Origin of the sequence: Pandoraea sp. XJJ-1 (assembly GCF_026802345.1) — a bacterium.
GTDB classification, from domain to species: domain Bacteria; phylum Pseudomonadota; class Gammaproteobacteria; order Burkholderiales; family Burkholderiaceae; genus Pandoraea; species Pandoraea cepalis.
Window position 1 is genome coordinate 2,563,283 of the sequence record NZ_CP113827.1, and the last position, 17,108, is coordinate 2,580,390.

The window sequence follows — 17,108 nt, forward strand, 5'->3', positions numbered from 1 at the left end:
GGCCAAATAGATGCTATTCGTAGTCAGCGCATATTGCCCGTGTGGCCCAGCGAATAGCGACCGGGTTGCGGCCAGACGGTCAGGCCGTGCGGTTCCATGCCGACTGGAATGGAGCGGACGGCACCGGTTGTCGTATCCATCGCGTAGACCACGTCGTCGTACCGGCCGGACAGCCACAGTGTCTTGCCGTCCGCGCTGACATTGCCCATGTCCGGACTGCCGCCGCCCGGAATCGGCCAGGTCGCGACCACCTTGCGTGTCGCAAAATCTAGCACGGACACGCTGCCTTTGCCATGGCGCGGACCGTGCACACGATTGGAGCCGCGATTCGCGATGTACAGACGGGTGCCGTCGCGACTCGGGTACAACCCATGCGCGCCGACGCCGGTCCTGATGAAGCCCGTCTTCGTGAAGGTATCGCCATCGATCACAAAGACCCCGTCGGCCATCATGTCCGCGACATAGAACACCTTGCCATCCGGCGAGACGCGGATGTCCTGCGGCATACCCTTCTTTTCCAGCTCAAGATAACCGATGACCTTGCGATTGACGAGATCAATCTTGGCCAGCTTCCCGCCGAACTCACAGGTAAAGAGCGCGTACCTGCCGTCGATCGACAAATCAGCATGGTTGATGCCCTTGCACTCTGGCACGGACAGGCTCGACTTCAGCGCCATCGTGTGCGGATCGCGAAAGTCCAGCCGAGCATGGGCTTCCGCCACCACGATCGCTTCCTTGCCGTCCGGCGTGAAGTACATGTTATAGGGATCGTCAACCTTGAGTTCCTTGCCGGGCTTGCCTGTCCTCGGATCGATCGGCGTCAGGCTTCCGTCGGGGCGGCCTTCGGCGTTGTTGGCTACCCATAGCGTCTTCAGGTCCCATGACGGAACGACGTGTTGCGGGCTGTAGCCGACGTGAAACTTTCCCACCACCTTGAACGTCACCGGATCAATCACGTAGACGTCGTTGGAGCGCAGGTTGGGCACATAGATCCGCGGCAGCGCATCCGCCACCGTCGCGCTGAAGTGGCCGGCGCCTGCTTCACTGTACAGGTTGCTTGCGTCCACCACGGGGGGCATGTCGGCCACGGTAGCAATAGCCGTTGCTGCGGAGGCTATGCAGGTGACGCCTAAACCGGCTAGGGCAACGCCAACAGACGAGACAAGCAGCGACAAGCGACGAGAACACTGATGCATGGTGAGTTCCGTTATCAGATGAATGTGTAAGGAAGAGTTAGATGCCGGCGGATCCGTCAGCGGCCCGCGGTCTCATTTCTGACGGCAGCGATGGTTCGCGACACAATCGCATCGGTTCCCAGTCTACCGAGCTCAGCTGTTGAGCGACGCGGATCACCGCCATAGACACCGTCAGCCGGTCCGAGTTTCGGACCGCGTCGCAACCGATCCTCGCGAACCATTTGCGGTGCCAGCGCGAGCAGCAACGACGTATCCCCAAGTCCCGCATGTGTGCCGATCTCGTCATCGCGGTAACCACGTTGGCGCAGAATTTTCGCGTAGCCATCGGAACTGGTGCCGTAGTATTCGGTTGGCACGAACGCTCGGGCCGCTGAGCCTGACCACGCTTTGTTGAGCTGGGCAACAGCCCGCCTGATGTCGTTCTGATAACCGCCGTGATCGCCGAGGAACACAATGTTCCTGAACCCGTGGATCCTGAAGCTGTTAGCGGCGGATTCCAGCGTTTTTTCAAACACGTCGTCCGGCACCGTGATGGTGCCGGGAAAGCGCATGTGCGAAGTAGGCGGAGCGTAGCTGCCCTCTGGCACATAGGCGATCACGGGCGCAACGAGCGCATTGCCGAGTCCCTCCGCAATACGCTGTGAAAGCACCTTCACCCGCGCGTTGTGCTTGCCGAGCGCGACATCAGGGCCGCTTTGCTCGGTTCCGCCGATCGGGATCAGGATGGTAGTCTTTCCCGCCTGAATCTGGTCGCGCAGTTCGGTCCAGGTCAGGTCCTCAAGGAACACGGTTCTCGATGCTTGTGCAAACGCGGCCTGTGTGGCGATGAGCAGAATGGCAGAAGCAAAAGCATGCCGAAGTGGTAAGCGCATGAACAGTCCTCATGGAAAATGCGAATTGGGGGCATGCCAAGATAAGGGGAAATTTCCCACATAACGCTAAAAGCAATATGGCTTATTAAACCGCAACGGGAATTGTGGGGGCCGGTTGGTTTAAATTAATGCGGGCACGCCACAAGTACTCCCTACGAGAAGTTGTCTGTTTTCCTGAGGGCAAACAACGCGCTCGAAGCCAACCGACAACTTTTGCGTCAGCTCGCCGCTCGCGACACGTGGACCTCGACGGTTAGATGCGAGAGTTCGTTCAAGTGCCTGAGTGCAGCGCGATAGAACATCGCGCGTGCGCGCGGCGCGACGAGTGGCTATCGAAACAATTGCGCCCATATGTTCCGGGCCGAGGCGCCACACATGCAGGTCCACGACCTTGTCGCCCTTGTTCTCTATAAGTCGACGTACCTCGTTGGACAGTCGCTGGTCTGGGTTCATGTCAAGCAGAATGGCCCCTGTGTCTCGCATTAGACCCCAAGACCAATTCGCAATTACCAGGGCACCAATCACGCCAGCAAGCGGGTCCATCCAGAGCCAACCGAGCGCGCGGGCCAGCAGCAGCCCGATGATTGCCAGCACGGAAACAGCGGCATCGGCAATGACGTGAACGTACGCAGAGCGAATGTTGTGATCACGGTGTGCCGCAGCAGGTGAGTCGCCAAGACGGTGAGCGTGCTCTTCGAATTCGACGCGGTGTTCGCCATCAGGTAGGCGGATTACTGCCTGGAAAGCATGCGGTTCGGGGATACTCTCCGTTGACTCCAGATACTCGCCACGGTCTACAAACACGAAAGTTTGGGACCTCCCATCGGGGCGCACAGTATTTACCGAAACGGCCTCTGCGATCAGTTGTGATGATCCGTCTATCGGCGTGATGCGAAATACTGGGGGCACACCAACCTCGAAAATCGTTACGGCAAACTCAGTGGCGCCGCTGAGGATGTGCTTCGCTTCGCCGCCATGAGCGTGTCCAAGGCCGTGGTCATGTCCGTGGTGATCGCCGCTGAGCAGCCACACACTTGCGAGGTTAACCAGCAGGCCGAGAATCGCGATAGGAATCGCCTGATCGAAGTGGATGGGCACCGGGAAAAAGAAGCGTTTAACGGCCTCGTATGCGATCAGTATCGCGATCATGGCGAGTACGATGGCGCTGGAAAAGCCCGCGAGATCTCCCAACTTTCCTGTGCCAAATACAAAGCGGCGATCGGCAGCATGCCTGCGAGCGTGCGTGTACGCCAACGCGGCGATAAGCATCGCGCCAGCGTACGTTGACAAATGCAAGCCGTCGGCGACGAGGGCCAGTGAGCCGAACAGACTGCCGCCGACAATCTCGACAACCATCATCGCGCTGCATAGAGCGATCACCATCCAGGTTCGGCGCTCGTTGTCTTCGTGGGCCGCGCCCAAGAAGATGTGGTCGTGTCCCGCGTCGAACGTGGAATCTTCAAAGTTGCTCATAATTGTTCATTTGAAATAGCTGTGAACGACGTCGATCAGTTGCTCAGTTCCACTGCCACGCTCGTCGGCGTGTTCTGCGTCAACCAGATGCGTTCGAATATGGTCTTCGAGAACCACGGCGAGCAGTCCATTCATGGCGCCGCGACAACTTGTGATTTGCTGTAGCACGTCCATGCACCCGCGCTCCTCGTCGAGCGCGCGCTCGATAGCCTCAATCTGGCCCTTGATCCGCCGGACTCGGTTAAGCAGTTGCTTCTTTTTGCGCACGGTATGACTCATCGCACTCCCCCTTAAAATACTCTAGGGGGTTATACTAACATTGTGACGATGCGCGTTTGTGCAATGCCGAGATATTCGCCCGCCGACCGTGCCATAGCCTCAGGCAAAACCCCCATGCCCAAGGCGATGAGTGTGAACATATTGGCTGCGGTTGACCAGCGAACGCCAACTGCGCACAAACAGCGGCCACCCGCCCCACAGCACTGCCGGCGTTGCCAACGCGAATTCCAGCCACTGCAAGGCGCGCGGAGAAATCAGTTGCGCCGAGGCGTCCGGCCGGAGGTCCGCGCCCATGGTCATCAGGAATACGGGCACAACACCAGCGCAGCGCTCACCCGGAAGCGCCGCGTCATGTCGGCCAGTTCCGGGCTTTCTTCCACGGCAATGGCCTCGTTGGGTTCCAGCGCCATGCCGTACGTGGAACAGACCTCGGGCTCCGCCTGTCTTACTTCAGGATGCATGGGGCACGTGTATGCCTCAGCGGGCTGTTTCGCTATGTCCCCGGCACTGGTGACGGGGGCGCGTGCGGCATATTTACCAGGGTCCGCCTCAAAGCGTTGCTGACAGCTTGTCGAACAGAAGTAGTAGGTGACGCCCCGGTGCGACGTGTGGCCCGCCGCGGTACGCTCCTCCACGGTCATCCCGCAGACCGGATCGATTCTGGCCATGATGCCCCCCCACCGTACTGGAACGATTTCAGCTTAGAAATTCCCACGGTAGGACGGTCAACCTGTTTTTTGGGTGCGCTCGCAAATCATGCGAAAAATCCGCTTGACATTACAACTATAGGAAGGACTACATTTGAAACGTACCGCGCCACTGACGACAGGGCTTGACCCGTCATTGCATCGCCTTGAGCGGGAGGTTTGGCCATGGCGAATGGCGTTCCGACACTGAACCACACGCCCACGCGCGTGGCCGCCAGGTCGCAATACAGTCGAGAACAATGAAAACGCGTCACGCAAGTTACGTAAAGCAGGTAGTGACAGCCCTCGTGGTGCTGTGGAGCATGCTGTTCATGCAGCTCGCCGTCGCCGCCTACGCTTGTCCGCACGCTTCGATGGCGTCGACCGAACAGTCGATGAACGACTTCACGTTTGCCACGTCGGGTTGCGCCCAACGCGACGCGGCCCAAGTGGGGCTGTGTCAAGCGCAAGGCGATGTCGGCAAGCAGTCTGTCGATACGTCGACGGACCTTGATCATCCCGTTGCACCTGGCCCCGCGCGTGTGTTCCCGATCCCCCGGGTAGCGGCCTCGCAGGCCAGTTCCTCGTCGCTCGCCCGCCCCGAGCTCGCTCGCGTCACCTCTCCCCCTCTGTCCATTCGCTATTGCTGTTTCCGGAGCTGATCCGCTCACCTTGGCCTCATTCGCGCGTCACAGGCATCTGTGGTCGCGAGAACTCTCTTTTGAGTGATTGCCGGCGATCACCTTTCAGGCCCGCTGGCGCCGCGCATCGCGAATTGCTCGCGATCGCCCACCCAGCTGCTTAGCGGTTGCTCGGCACGTAATGCCGAACCGGATAACGAGCCACTTACCTTCGCATGGGCTCGTGCCGCAATTTGAGAATTTTGGAGAGACAGAGCATGAAGAAAACATCCGTTTTGCTCCTGGGCCTTGTGGCCCTTGCGTCGGCCACGGCCGCTTTCGCAGGCCCCGACTTGGACGTGACCCAACGGCAGCGCCAGGTCGCGCAGGCCAAGACTGCCCCGGTCGACCCGCAACAAATGATGGCGCAGTGCCAAGAAATGATGAAGAGCATGCCGATGGACATGCACTCCGGCGCGATGGGGATGTCACAAGGCAGCACCACGATGCACGGCATGGCAAGTGCGGAATCTCCGGCGCCGGCGCCCGCCGACCTCAAACAACTTTACCGAGGACAGTAGTCGACTCGATCTGATTTGACCGCCGCCGGCATCGCACCCCCGAGTTCGATGCCGGCGCCCAAAGTGATTTCATAAGCTCGATTGGCACGACCGCAGTCCGTGGGCAGCCCCGCATGGCCACCCGCAAGACGCTAAGCGATCGGGCGCAAGGAGAGACAAATGAACTGCAGCCGCAAGACGATGATCAACCTCGCCCTGGTGATGGGCGTGGTGCTGGTGGCCGCCTATTTTGCCCTACCGCAATTCCATGCCCTGGTGCTTGGCATCGCGCCGTTTCTGTTAGTCCTGCTGTGCCCACTCTCGATGTTTTTCATGATGCGCGGCATGGGTTCGCACAACCAGGCGCACGATGAGAAAGCCGAGACCGGGCAGGCCACCAAGTCCGTGACGCAAAAAAACCTGGAGAAATGAGCGCATCCTAATGACAAACGCCTTCACCGCGATGCGGTGAGCGCCCCAGAACCACGGAGAACAAGATGAAGCGCAAAATTCGCCCGCGGATGACCGCGCTCGCCCAAGTCATCGCTCTGGCTGCGATGGCAAACGGCAGCTTGCCGGTAGCCACGGCAGCGCCCCAGGCCCCGGGGGGACACGCACCGAATGGTGTGAGCGCCCCGGCGGAAACCGTCTATCTGATGCATGTCCACGGGCTTTCGTATAGCACGGACGGTACCAAGATCCTCATCCCGAGTCACGTCGGATTGGCGATCTACAGCAATGGGCACTGGTTGAAGGCTGAAGGTCCGCCGCACGACTACATGGGGTTCTCGGCAACGCGCGACGCGCTATACAGTAGTGGTCATGCTGCGCCGGGGACCAAGCTGAACAATCCGTTCGGGCTGCTCAAGAGCCAGGACGGCGGCCGCACCTGGAAAAAGCTCGGCCTTGAAGGACAGGCGGATTTCCACACCATGGCGACGAGCTATGGGACGAACACGGTGTATGTCTTCAACCAGCGCCCGAATGACCGGATGAAACAGCCGGGCATCTACTACACGCAGTCTGATGGCATGCAATGGATTGCAGCGGCCGCCAAGGGCTTGGCGGGCGACGTCAACGGTCTGGCGATTCATCCGACCATTTCCCGCGTGGTCGCCGTGACCACGGATCAGGGTCTGTATATCTCGGAAGACGCCGCCGACCATTTGCGCCAACTGCAAGGCGGGCAAGCGCTTGCGGCATGGTTCGATTTGGACGGGACGCATCTCTGGTATAGCCACTATGCCGGCAAGCCCGCCTTGACGCGCATCAACTGGCGAGACGGCAAAGATCCCCAGGAAGTGACGTTGCCGCCGCTGACGGATGACGCGGTGGCCTTCATCGCCCAAAATCCAGCCAAGCACGGCGAAATCGCGATCGCGACATTCAAACGCAACGTCTACCTGTCAGAGGATCGGGGCCGTACATGGAAGCAGATCGCCAAGGAAGGGCAAACGCAATGAGCGGCGACGGCAGCCGCTGGACCGAGGAGTGAACATGCTACTGGACAAGATTTCGGTATTCGACATTGTGCTAATCGTTCTAGCGGTCATTGGCTTGATCGCCGTGCTTGGCGTGGCGGGCATGTGGGTGATGCACACTGGCATGATGCACGACATCGGCAGCTGTTATATGGGTGGCGGCGTCATACCCCGACGCTAGCGGCGCTCATACCGCCGGCCCTGGTCAGGGCTGCAGTGCAAGGAGGCTCAATATGTGCAATGGCATCGACACGTCGCGACGTGAACTCCTTCGCGCGACGCTATCGGGAGCGATCTTCACGATCGGCACCGCGGGACTACGGTTATCCGGAACGGCAAGCCCGCTGGAATCGGTTGGGCAGCGCCCGTTCACTGCCGACCTTCATGTTCAGCTACGGGCAAAGCGGGACCAAGTCGCGATCCTGCCGGGGCAGCAAACCGCCGTCTGGCGCTATGACGGCGTCGTCCTCAAGGGGGATCCGCATGCCTTCGAACGCTTGCCCGGCAGCTACCTGCCGATCCTGCGGGTGCGACGCGGCCAGAAGGTACGCATCGACCTGATCAACCAGTTACCCGAAGCCACCACCATCCATTGGCACGGCCTGTCCGTGCCCGACACCATGGACGGCCATCCCCGGTATGCGATCGCGCCCGGCGAGCACTATGTGTACGAGTTCGAGGTACGCAATCGCGCCGGCACGTATTGGTTCCACGCGCACCCCGATGGCCGCACCGGCGCCCAGATCTACTACGGTCTGGCTGGACTGTTGATCGTGAGCGACGACGAGGAAGCCACGCTCGGCCTACCCAGCGGCCCTTACGATGTACCGCTCGTGCTGCAAGACCGTGACTTTGATGGCGATAACCAACTCGTTTATCTCAGTGGCGCGGGCGGCGACATGATGGGCGGGATGGGTGACATGATGGGGGGCGGAATGAGGAATGGTCGCGGCATGATGGCCACCGCGCGGCAGATGATGGGTTTTCTGGGTGATCGCATTCTTGTCAACGGCAGACCCGACTTCGAACTGCCGGTCGCGGCCCGCGCCTATCGCTTACGCCTGGTGAATGCCTCGAACGCACGCATCTTCAAGCTGGCATGGAACGACGGATCGCCGCTTGCGGTCATTGGCACCGATGGCGGATTGTTGCAACAGCCGCTTGCCCGCCACTATGTGACGCTGGCACCTGCGGAGCGCATCGATGTGTGGGTTGATTTTGCCCTATACCCGGTCGGCCGCGAACTGACACTGCGTAGCCTGTCATTCCACGGGGATATGGCGATGGGCGACATGATGAGTGGCACATCGCTACCCAACGGAGCATCCTTCCCGGTCGCGAAAGTCCGCGTGGTGAGGACAGTATCGGAAAAACCGCGCTTGCCAAAGCGATTGGCAGCGCTCCCAGAGGCGCAACCGCAGCGTGCCGTCAATGCAGCCAATCCCAGGATTTTCAACGTCACGATGGGCATGATGACGTGGGGCATTAACGGTCGCCGTTTCGAAATGGACGGCGTCGCGCCAGACGAAACTGTGCATCACGCTACTGCGGAACTCTGGGAGTTCCGCAATGAGGAAGTCATGTCGATGGCGCATGCCATGCACGTCCATGGCCTGCAGTTCCGCGTCGTCGGGCGTGCCGTACGCCCCGGTTATGCGTCAGCGAGAAATTCCGTGGCGGGCGGTTACGTGGACGACGGCTGGAAGGACACCGTATTGGTGATGCCCGGAGAGCGTATCCGGCTGCTGCTCGACTTTGACGGCTACCCCGGGCTGTTCCTCTACCACTGCCATATGCTGGAGCACGAGGATGTGGGGTTGATGCGTAACTATTTGATCAAGACGTCCTAGGTCTTGCCGGGTTGGGGTTTCTTTGTCGAGGAGAAGATCATGAGCTTCAGATATGTGATTGCCATTGTTCGAGACGATGTGCTGGAGCCACTGGAGAGGCGCCTCGCGGCCGTTCATGTGCCCGGGCTCACTGCGACCACAGTAAAGGGGTATGGCCATTACGCGAACGTCTTCGCGAGCGACTGGATGAGCGAGCACATCAAGCTCGAGATTTTTGCCGACGAAGCCGACGTCAAGGCCATCACCGACGCGATCCGGGAGGTGGCGCACTCCGACGTGCCGGGCACGGGTATCGTGGCGGTCTTTCCCGTTGAGGACTTCTTTCATATCCGGACACCGTAAGACTGCGGTGGACGGGGCGGGCTTGGCCCGCATCCCGCCCTGAATTTGCCATGCATGACGATCAGGAAAAACGCCCCGACGCGGGATGCCGCACATAGCTGATCGCGACCGCCGGGGGATCAGCGGGGTCGCGACGCTCGTGCAGTTCGGGGCATCAATGGAGCCGCCGGCGCGCGCCAGAGCGGGTGGCGCGCCGGTCGAAGCTGACATCGGTGCGCGGCGGCCTGGCGAACGCATGACAGTGAGTTGCCGCGGGCTGCAGGTCTGGTCGTGCGTCGCACGCCCGAGGAAATGGCCTCGCTCAAGTAAGCTGTCGCGGCCCTGGCCGATCCCGGTTCCGAACAGTCCCCCCAGATGCAGCTTGCCGCCCAACAACGTGAAGGCCGCCATCGCCAGCATCAGCCCGCCGCCAATCAGTTAGAGCGGCGTTTGCTGCGTGACCAACAGACGGCGCAGGGCCACGGCCACCCATCACGAGCGGCAGGATGACCGTGGCGATACCCCCAAGCTCATCGCCACCAGCTTGCGACGGTTCTGGAAGGAACTGTCGAAATACGCCGGCAGCATGACCGAAATGCACACGGTGCAAACAGGGCGATCACGCCCGCGCCAAACGCGGCGATCACCGATTCCCCGAAGAAGATACTCGTTCCCATCATTCGCTCCTTGGAATTCCGACCCGGCCGCAACGAGCGGAGTGCGACGCCGGTGCCAGCCGATCGTCGCGGCACCCACCCGCATCAATGCATTATTTCGCGGCTCGGATCGCTGTCACGGTCTGGACATCGTCCTTCGACACCAGAGTGAAGTCGACCTTCTGGCCGACCGAAACGCCATTGAGTAGTTTGGCATCGGCCACCTTGAAGCCCATGGTCATGGGCCCCCAGCCCAACGCATTGATCGGCCCATGGGCCAGCGTCACGCTGCCCCCTTGCTTGTCGACAGCCTTGACCACGCCGGTGCCCGTTGCGGTGACCGCAGCAGACTTGTCTGCCTTCATGCCTCCCATCTGGCTCATGCCACTCATGGGCTTCATATCGGCCGCGCCGGCGGCCATGGCCGGCAGGGAGGCGCCGAGGGCGACACAGGTGAGCATTGCACTGATCGTTTTGAACATGACAGACTCCTTTTACACATAGTGAGAAAAACACCCTTTCGGGCAAGGGAACTACGTCCGGCGATGATTCCGGCCACGCATGAGCCGGAAGGCCGCCGGGATCACGAACATTGACAGGAGCGGCGCGGTGATCATGCCGCCCACCATGGGCGCCGCGATCCGGCTCATGACCTCCGAGCCGGTGCCGCTGCCCAACAGAATCGGGATCAGGCCGGCGAGAATGACGGCGACCGTCATCGCCTTGGGGCGCACCCGCAAGACCGCCCCCTCGCGGATGGCGTCGTCCAGGCTCTCTGCAGTCAACGTGACGCCCAATGCTTGCCTTGCCGCGATGGCCTGCTTCAAATACAGCAGCATGACCACGCCAAACTCGGCGGAGACGCCCGAGAGCGCGATGAAGCCGATGCCGGTGGCCACCGACATGTTGTAGCCGAGCAGATAGAGAACCCAGATGCCGCCCACTAGGGCGAAGGGCAGCGTCGTCATGATCAGGGCAGCCTCGTCAAAGCGACTGAAGGTCATGAAGAGCAGCACAAAGATGATCACCAGCGTCGCGGGCACGACCAGCTTGAGGCGTGCGGCGGCGCGCTCCAGGTATTCGAACTGACCGGAATAGGCAATGCTCATGCCGGGTTCGAGCTTGACCTCCCGCGCCACTGTTGCGCGCAAGTCGCCCGCGACCGACGCCAGATCCCGGCCGCGCACATCGACGTAGACCCAGCCCGAGAGCCGGGCGTTTTCCGTCTTGATCATCGGCGGGCCATCGCTGACATCGATCTTGGCAACTGTCCCCAGCGTAATCTGTTGACCGGCGTCGGTGAGGATCGGCAGATTGCGCAGTCCCTCGAGCGAATCGCGAATCTCGCGCGGATAGCGCACGTTGATCGGATAGCGCGCGAGCCCCTCCACGGTTTGCCCGACGTTCTCCCCGCCGATGGCCGAGGACACAATTGCCTGCACGTCGGCCACGTTCAGGCCGTAGCGCGCCGCGGCCGCGCGGTCGATGTTGACGTCGACATACCGCCCGCCCGTCAAGCGCTCCGCCAGCGCGGAGCTCACACCCGACACCGTTTTCGCAGCCCGCTCGACGTCTTGCGCGACGCGATCTATCTCGGCCAGGTTCGTCCCGGAGATCTTCACGCCAATCGGACTTTTGATGCCGGTGGCCAGCATGTCGATGCGATTGCGGATCGGTGGCACCCAGATATTGGACAGGCCAGGGATCTTCACGACCCGGTCGAGTTCATCGACCAGCTTGGCCGGCGTCATGCCAGGGCGCCACTGATCGCGTGGCTTGAACTGGATGGTGGTCTCGAACATTTCCATGGGCGCCGGGTCCGTCGCACTCTCCGCACGCCCCGCCTTGCCGAACACACTCTGGACTTCGGGCACCGTCTTGATCAGACGATCGGTCTGCTGCAGCAACTCCGCCGCCTTTGCCGCAGATAGCCCCGGCAGTGCCGAGGGCATGTACAATAAATCGCCCTCATCGAGCGGCGGCATGAACTCGCCGCCCAGGCGGCTGATCGGCCACGCGGTGGTCAAGAGCGCCAGCATAGCGATCACCAAGGTGAGTTTCGGCCGCACCAGCACCCAGTCGAGGAGCGGGCGATACATACGGATGAGCGCACGATTGAGCGGGTTTCGCGTCTCGTCCGGGATGCGCCCCCGTATCCAGTAGCCCATCAGAATCGGGATCAGTGTGATCGAAAGCAGCGCAGCGCCTGCCATCGCGTAGGTCTTCGTGAAGGCGAGCGGGCCGAACAAGCGCCCCTCCTGCGACTCGAGTGTGAACACCGGAATGAACGACAAGGTGATGATGAGCAGGCTGAAGAACAGCGCCGGCCCGACTTCTGCGGCCGCTTCGCCGATCACGGTCCAATGCGCGCTGCCTTTGAGGGACTCGCCGGGATGCTCGTGCGTCCACATCTCAATCTTCTTATGCGCGTTCTCGATCATCACCACCGCCGCATCGACCATCGCACCGATCGCAATGGCGATGCCGCCAAGCGACATGATGTTGGCGTTAATGCCCTGATAGCGCATGACGATGAACGCGATCAGCACGCCAAGGGGCAGTGAAATGATCGCCACCAGAGCCGAGCGCAAATGCCACAGGAACACCGCACAAACCAGTGCCACGACGATGAACTCTTCAATCAGCTTGTGCTTGAGGTTGTCGATCGAGCGGTCGATCAGCTTGCTGCGGTCGTAGGTCGGCACGATCTCGACCCCGGCAGGCAGGCTTTTTTGCAGCTCGGCGAGCTTGTCCTTGACCGCGGCGATGGTTTCGCGAGCGTTCTTGCCCGAGCGCAGGATGATCACGCCGCCGGCGGTTTCTCCTTGCCCGTTTAATTCGGCGATGCCACGCCGCATTTCGGGGCCAACCTGAATGGTAGCTACATCGCCAAGCTTGACCGGAACTCCGGTGGCCGAGACGTTCAGCGGAATGTTGCGGAAATCGTCGAGCGATTTCAGATAGCCGGTCGCGCGCACCATGTATTCGGTCTCCGCCAGCTCGAGCACCGAACCCCCGGTTTCCTGATTGGCCTTCTGGATGGCATCGATGACCTTTGCCTGAGGGATATGGTAGGCGGCCAGTTTCATGGGGTCGAGCACGACCTGGTATTGCTTGACCATGCCACCAATGGAGGCAACTTCAGCGACGTTGGGCAGGCTTTTCAACTCAAAGCGCAAAAACCAGTCCTGCAGGCTGCGCAGTTGGGCGAGGTCGTGCTGGCCCGTTTTGTCGATCAATGCGTACTCGTAGATCCAGCCCACGCCAGTCGCATCCGGTCCCAATGCGGTCTTGGCCGTGACGGGCAGGCGGCCTTGCACCTGGTTCAGGTACTCAAGCACGCGCGAGCGCGCCCAATACAGGTCCGTGCCGTCCTCGAACAGGACGTAGACGAACGAATCGCCAAAGAAGGAATAGCCGCGTACCGTTTTCGCACCGGGCACCGACAGCATTGTCGTCGACAGCGGATAGGTCACCTGGTTTTCGACGATCTGTGGGGCTTGGCCCGGATAGCTGGTACGAATGATGACCTGCACGTCCGACAGGTCCGGCAGTGCGTCGACCGGTGTGGTCTTGACCGCCCACACGCCCGCGGCAGCAACAAAGAGCGTCGCCATCAGAACCAGGAAGCGATTGACGATCGACCAGTGGATCAGCCTCGCGATCATGAGCCGGCTCCTGTCTTCTCCAACTGCTTGACGACGAACTCATCGCCGCTGGGGACGAAGCCGAAATGCACGGTATCGCCCGCTTTGATGCCGGTCGCCATGGACGGGTCGGACAGCTTGAACGTCATCGTCATCGGCCCCCAGCCGAGCGACTTGACCGGGCCGTGCGAGACCGTGATTTGCCCGTGTTCGAGTTTTTCCACCTTGCCGGTGGCTTCGTTGAGCGCGGCGGGGGCGCTCGCGCCACTTGCCGGCTGGACCGTGGCCTGGGCGGGGGCGCCCGCGAGGCGGGTGAGGACACCCTGCAGGCTGGCCTCAGAGTCGATCAGGAACTGGCCGGAGACGACGACGCTCTGTCCTTCCGACAGACCCTCGAGAATCGCCGTCTTGCCGGCACCTTCTTGCCCGACTTTGACCTCTACCGGCGCGTAGCGGCCGCCGTCCTGCGCGACGATCACGACGTTGCGCACGCCCGTGCGAATCACCGCCTCGGTTGGAATGGTGAGAACCGGCTTAGCCGCGCCATTCTGCAAGCGGACCTGCGCGAACATGCCGGGCTTCAGGCGCCCGTCGCGATTAGGCAACTCGACCCGCACCTTGAGGGTCCGGCTGGCCGAATCGGTTTCAGGCAATACGGCGATGACTTTGCCCTTGAAGGTTTCGCCAGGATACGCCGCCAGACGGGCTTCCACCAGGCGGCCAACGGCGACCAATCCACCCTGGGATTCCGGCACGGCCGCTTCGAGCCAGACGGTGGCCAATCCGTTGATTTTCGCGAGTGTCATGCCGGCGGCAATGCTCATGCCTTGACGCACGTCGAGCGACTGGATAACCCCGGCGATGGGCGAGGTCATCGTGAACGTCGATTGCGACACCCCCGTGCGCTCGACCCGGGCGATGAGCCCGGCGGGCATGCCGAGCAGCATGAGCCTTTCGCGCGCGGCGTCGACCAGGCCCTTGTCACCGGTGCGGAGCACCGCGAGGAACTCGGCCTGTGCACCGCCCCATTCAGGCACCAGCAAGTCCGCAAGCGGTGCGCCTTGCGCGATCACGTCCCCGGGCGCCCTGGCGTAGACGCGTTGCACAAAGCCGCCACTGCGCGCTTGCACCACCGCCACGTCCCGGTCATTGAAGACCACGTTGGCCACCGCATCGATCGGTGCGTCAAACGTGCCTTGCTCGACCCGGGCCAGACGGATGCCCAGATTTTGCGCCACGCCCGAATCGATCTGAACGCCCGCGGCATCGCCGCCTTCACCTGCGTACTTCGGCGTCAGTTGCATGTCCATGAAGGGCGATTTGCCGGGCTTGTCGAAGTGCTGGTTCGGCACCATCGGGTCGTACCAATAGAGCACTTTCCGATTGGCGTCGCCTTGAGTGGGCACGCCATTGGCGGCGGCCGCGGGCGCACTCCCCATAGCGCTGCCCGCATGACGCAGCGCGTACCAGTATCCTGCGCCGGCGCTGGCGGCGGCTACCAAGACAATCAATGCACCAAGTGTTATGTGACGTGGCTTCATTGTTCGTCCCCTCCATACGTGAAGTAAAGTTTGGCCGCGATCTGCGCGCGCTGGTTTTCCAGATCGATTGCCTTCATGCGCCGCTCGATCAGATCGCGCCGGGCAGCGAGTACCGTGCCCATGTCGGTCCTGCCGCTGCGATAGCCGGCCGTGAGGAGGTCGACCTTTCGGCGGGCGAGCGGTAGCCACGTCTGGTTGACGCGATCCAGTTGGCGGGTGAGTGACGTGTATTCGGCCAGGCCGTTATCGAGCTCATTGAGGTGATCGCGCAACATGGCGTCGCGCTCGGCGTCGGCCCGCTCCAGATCGGCCGCCTTGGAGGCGATCATCGGGTCTTGCCGGCTCTTCGAGAAAATCGGCAAGCCGATCGTGAACTGGACCGAAACCATGTTGCCAAACTGCGGGCCGCGACGCTGGTAGGCCAGCTCGACGCCCCAGTCGGGCTTTTTTTCCGCCTGCGCTTCATGCAACTCGGCCCGGGCTTCGCCTGACTTTGCGGCAAGCAGTTCCACTTCCGGGTGATGATGCAGATGCGCCCGATAACGTTCTGGATCGACCGCCAACGCCGGTGCGTCGCCGGGCAAGGGATCATCCGCGTCAGCGCCCACGTAACGACGCAATGAGGCGATTGCCATGGCGATATCGCGTGTCAGGCCGTCACGACGATCCGCGAGGTCGGCCTGTTCCTGCTCGGCCATCACGGCGTCGGCCGGTTGGCTTTTGCCGGAGGCGACCTGAGCCCGCACGGTGTCGGCCAGCAGGCGATTCTCCTGGTCGAGCTGGTCGAACAGCGCCAGCTTTTTTTCCAGGTAGTAGCGATCGAGCCAAGCGAGCGCGGTGCCTCGGCGCACGTCAAGCTGCGAGACCTGCTGCTGCTTCTGGGCCAGCACCGAACGGGCATCGGCCACTTCGACGCGCGCGCGACGCTTGTCGCCATTGGGCACCTCTTGCATGATGCCGATCTTCTGCATGGTCATGAAGTCGCGCTCCAGTGCCCAGCGGGTATCTCCGGAAACCGGGTAGTTCTCGACGCCTGCGATCAGCTTTGGATCCGGTAAAGCGCCCGCCGGAATCGCCGCAGACTGGGCCGATCGGAGGTTGGCGGCACTGGCCGTCAGCGCCGGGGATTGTTGTTCGGCGACCTTGAGCGCGTCGCTAAAGGTCAAGGGCGCGGCCTGGACGAGGCCGGCCACCCCTGCCAAACACAAGGGCAAGGGGATGAGCATCCAACGCGTGGACATGTTATTGACTCCGTGACGAGACAACGTGCGCGTGCGCACAGCCTGCGACCGCCGAGCGCACGCTCAGCGGATCATACTGTCAGGAAATCAAAGCGAAGTGGGAGGTCGCCACAGTCCTTCGGGGACGTGGGAAAGCAGTGCTCGCGTGGGCACTGGCGTAACCCGCTGCGCAGCGGGCAATGGATGGAACAGCTTGACCGGGCTGGTCGGATGATAGGCAGCGCCAATCTTGCAGTCCTGACCAAGCTTGCAGAGCGTGCCGGCCTTGAGTTTGCCGGGCTGGGCCACTTTGGTAGCGGTTTCGTCACAATGGCCGACCGGCATCGCCATCTCCGTCATGCTCGCGTCCGCCGCCTGCTGCATCTGGAACTCACCCATATAGCCCGCAGATGCCAGCCCAACCGTGGGCAGCGCTAGCGACAGCACGATGAGCAGAAGCAGGCGGATGATTCGCATGGCCGGTAGTATAAATCATTGTGCGCGACAATACGCTCCTAGAAAACCCAAGGCGAGAGTCAGGTGTGGCGTCAGTCGCTGCCTTGCCGGCGACCGACCGCGCAGGGCTGCCAAAGGTCGCAGTTGCTCCAGGATGGCGCACATGACTTTGGTATAGTCCTCCAGTTCCTCGAGCCGGTCGTCGATTCGCTCGGCCAGCATAGCGTCGGTCGTCGACGCGGGACGGGGG

General features: G+C 61.6%; 16 protein-coding genes and 2 pseudogenes. 7 read left to right on the top strand and 11 right to left on the bottom strand.

Going from position 1 to position 17,108, the window contains the following annotated elements:
• Positions 1 to 23: 23 nt before the first annotated feature.
• From OYT13_RS11680 to OYT13_RS25270, 6 genes and pseudogenes are all read right to left on the bottom strand, one after another.
• Positions 24 to 1,196 carry a YncE family protein gene (locus tag OYT13_RS11680; RefSeq protein ID WP_026132050.1) on the bottom strand — a complete coding sequence of 391 codons (1,173 nt, stop codon included), beginning with the start codon at positions 1,194 to 1,196 and terminating at the stop codon, positions 24 to 26.
• A gap of 56 nt (positions 1,197 to 1,252) precedes the next feature.
• Entirely contained in the window at positions 1,253 to 2,068 is an 816-nt protein-coding gene (locus OYT13_RS11685; RefSeq protein WP_017234520.1) for a creatininase family protein, read from the bottom strand.
• 218 nt (positions 2,069 to 2,286) lie between these two features.
• Positions 2,287 to 3,541, bottom strand: a pseudogene (gene dmeF / locus OYT13_RS11690) (CDF family Co(II)/Ni(II) efflux transporter DmeF).
• 6 nt (positions 3,542 to 3,547) lie between these two features.
• Positions 3,548 to 3,820 carry a metal/formaldehyde-sensitive transcriptional repressor gene (locus tag OYT13_RS11695; protein WP_017234519.1) on the bottom strand — a complete coding sequence of 91 codons (273 nt, stop codon included), beginning with the start codon at positions 3,818 to 3,820 and terminating at the stop codon, positions 3,548 to 3,550.
• Positions 3,821 to 4,119: 299 nt separating this feature from the next.
• Positions 4,120 to 4,281, bottom strand: a complete 162-nt coding sequence (locus tag OYT13_RS11700) for a hypothetical protein (RefSeq protein ID WP_232424654.1) — start codon at positions 4,279 to 4,281, stop codon at positions 4,120 to 4,122.
• 120 nt (positions 4,282 to 4,401) lie between these two features.
• Positions 4,402 to 4,488: pseudogene (locus OYT13_RS25270) on the bottom strand (hypothetical protein); the annotation flags it as partial.
• Between the two features lie 278 nt (positions 4,489 to 4,766).
• Here OYT13_RS25270 and OYT13_RS11705 point away from each other — a divergent pair.
• The 7 genes from OYT13_RS11705 to OYT13_RS11735 all read left to right on the top strand — a co-directional run bounded on the left by OYT13_RS11705 (position 4,767) and on the right by OYT13_RS11735 (position 9,359).
• The gene (locus OYT13_RS11705; RefSeq protein WP_017234517.1) at positions 4,767 to 5,168 is read left to right on the top strand and encodes a hypothetical protein; all 402 of its coding nucleotides are present in this window, start codon (positions 4,767 to 4,769) and stop codon (positions 5,166 to 5,168) included.
• Between the two features lie 236 nt (positions 5,169 to 5,404).
• Complete coding sequence (locus OYT13_RS11710; RefSeq protein WP_017234516.1) at positions 5,405 to 5,707, top strand: hypothetical protein; 303 nt, start codon at positions 5,405 to 5,407, stop codon at positions 5,705 to 5,707.
• 159 nt (positions 5,708 to 5,866) lie between these two features.
• Complete coding sequence (locus OYT13_RS11715; RefSeq protein ID WP_017234515.1) at positions 5,867 to 6,118, top strand: DUF2933 domain-containing protein; 252 nt, start codon at positions 5,867 to 5,869, stop codon at positions 6,116 to 6,118.
• A gap of 65 nt (positions 6,119 to 6,183) precedes the next feature.
• On the top strand, positions 6,184 to 7,149 hold the full coding sequence (locus OYT13_RS11720) for a F510_1955 family glycosylhydrolase (protein ID WP_017234514.1): 966 nt from the start codon (positions 6,184 to 6,186) through the stop codon (positions 7,147 to 7,149).
• Positions 7,150 to 7,183: 34 nt separating this feature from the next.
• Positions 7,184 to 7,348, top strand: a complete 165-nt coding sequence (locus OYT13_RS11725) for a hypothetical protein (RefSeq protein WP_017234513.1) — start codon at positions 7,184 to 7,186, stop codon at positions 7,346 to 7,348.
• Positions 7,349 to 7,400: 52 nt separating this feature from the next.
• Positions 7,401 to 9,017 carry a multicopper oxidase family protein gene (locus OYT13_RS11730; RefSeq protein WP_017234512.1) on the top strand — a complete coding sequence of 539 codons (1,617 nt, stop codon included), beginning with the start codon at positions 7,401 to 7,403 and terminating at the stop codon, positions 9,015 to 9,017.
• A gap of 39 nt (positions 9,018 to 9,056) precedes the next feature.
• A complete protein-coding gene (locus tag OYT13_RS11735) occupies positions 9,057 to 9,359 on the top strand; it encodes a P-II family nitrogen regulator (RefSeq protein ID WP_017234511.1) in 303 nt (100 codons plus the stop codon).
• Positions 9,360 to 10,107: 748 nt separating this feature from the next.
• On the opposite strand, the gene OYT13_RS11740 is transcribed toward OYT13_RS11735, so the two are convergent.
• From OYT13_RS11740 to OYT13_RS11760, 5 genes are all read right to left on the bottom strand, one after another.
• Positions 10,108 to 10,476 (bottom strand): copper-binding protein, encoded by a 369-nt coding sequence (locus OYT13_RS11740; RefSeq protein WP_017234510.1) that lies wholly within the window; start codon positions 10,474 to 10,476, stop codon positions 10,108 to 10,110.
• A 51-nt stretch (positions 10,477 to 10,527) separates the two neighbouring features.
• Entirely contained in the window at positions 10,528 to 13,662 is a 3,135-nt protein-coding gene (locus OYT13_RS11745) for an efflux RND transporter permease subunit (RefSeq protein ID WP_017234509.1), read from the bottom strand.
• The gene (locus tag OYT13_RS11750; RefSeq protein WP_026132048.1) at positions 13,659 to 15,182 is read right to left on the bottom strand and encodes an efflux RND transporter periplasmic adaptor subunit; all 1,524 of its coding nucleotides are present in this window, start codon (positions 15,180 to 15,182) and stop codon (positions 13,659 to 13,661) included. The genes OYT13_RS11745 and OYT13_RS11750 overlap by 4 nt, the downstream gene beginning before the upstream one ends.
• Entirely contained in the window at positions 15,179 to 16,423 is a 1,245-nt protein-coding gene (locus tag OYT13_RS11755; protein ID WP_017234507.1) for a TolC family protein, read from the bottom strand. The genes OYT13_RS11750 and OYT13_RS11755 overlap by 4 nt, the downstream gene beginning before the upstream one ends.
• 87 nt (positions 16,424 to 16,510) lie before the next feature.
• Positions 16,511 to 16,879 carry a hypothetical protein gene (locus OYT13_RS11760; protein WP_017234506.1) on the bottom strand — a complete coding sequence of 123 codons (369 nt, stop codon included), beginning with the start codon at positions 16,877 to 16,879 and terminating at the stop codon, positions 16,511 to 16,513.
• Positions 16,880 to 17,108 lie beyond the last annotated feature (229 nt).

Coding starts and splice junctions, on each gene's coding strand:
- OYT13_RS11685 (WP_017234520.1), bottom strand. CDS start 2,068: ATGCGCTTACCACTTCGGCATGCTTTTGCTTCTGCCATTCTGCTCATC.
- OYT13_RS11725 (WP_017234513.1), top strand. CDS start 7,184: ATGCTACTGGACAAGATTTCGGTATTCGACATTGTGCTAATCGTTCTA.
- OYT13_RS11755 (WP_017234507.1), bottom strand. CDS start 16,423: ATGTCCACGCGTTGGATGCTCATCCCCTTGCCCTTGTGTTTGGCAGGG.
- OYT13_RS11705 (WP_017234517.1), top strand. CDS start 4,767: ATGAAAACGCGTCACGCAAGTTACGTAAAGCAGGTAGTGACAGCCCTC.
- OYT13_RS11730 (WP_017234512.1), top strand. CDS start 7,401: ATGTGCAATGGCATCGACACGTCGCGACGTGAACTCCTTCGCGCGACG.
- OYT13_RS11700 (WP_232424654.1), bottom strand. CDS start 4,281: ATGCATCCTGAAGTAAGACAGGCGGAGCCCGAGGTCTGTTCCACGTAC.
- OYT13_RS11750 (WP_026132048.1), bottom strand. CDS start 15,182: ATGAAGCCACGTCACATAACACTTGGTGCATTGATTGTCTTGGTAGCC.
- OYT13_RS11695 (WP_017234519.1), bottom strand. CDS start 3,820: ATGAGTCATACCGTGCGCAAAAAGAAGCAACTGCTTAACCGAGTCCGG.
- OYT13_RS11720 (WP_017234514.1), top strand. CDS start 6,184: ATGAAGCGCAAAATTCGCCCGCGGATGACCGCGCTCGCCCAAGTCATC.
- OYT13_RS11710 (WP_017234516.1), top strand. CDS start 5,405: ATGAAGAAAACATCCGTTTTGCTCCTGGGCCTTGTGGCCCTTGCGTCG.
- OYT13_RS11680 (WP_026132050.1), bottom strand. CDS start 1,196: ATGCATCAGTGTTCTCGTCGCTTGTCGCTGCTTGTCTCGTCTGTTGGC.
- OYT13_RS11740 (WP_017234510.1), bottom strand. CDS start 10,476: ATGTTCAAAACGATCAGTGCAATGCTCACCTGTGTCGCCCTCGGCGCC.
- OYT13_RS11745 (WP_017234509.1), bottom strand. CDS start 13,662: ATGATCGCGAGGCTGATCCACTGGTCGATCGTCAATCGCTTCCTGGTT.
- OYT13_RS11760 (WP_017234506.1), bottom strand. CDS start 16,879: ATGCGAATCATCCGCCTGCTTCTGCTCATCGTGCTGTCGCTAGCGCTG.
- OYT13_RS11735 (WP_017234511.1), top strand. CDS start 9,057: ATGAGCTTCAGATATGTGATTGCCATTGTTCGAGACGATGTGCTGGAG.
- OYT13_RS11715 (WP_017234515.1), top strand. CDS start 5,867: ATGAACTGCAGCCGCAAGACGATGATCAACCTCGCCCTGGTGATGGGC.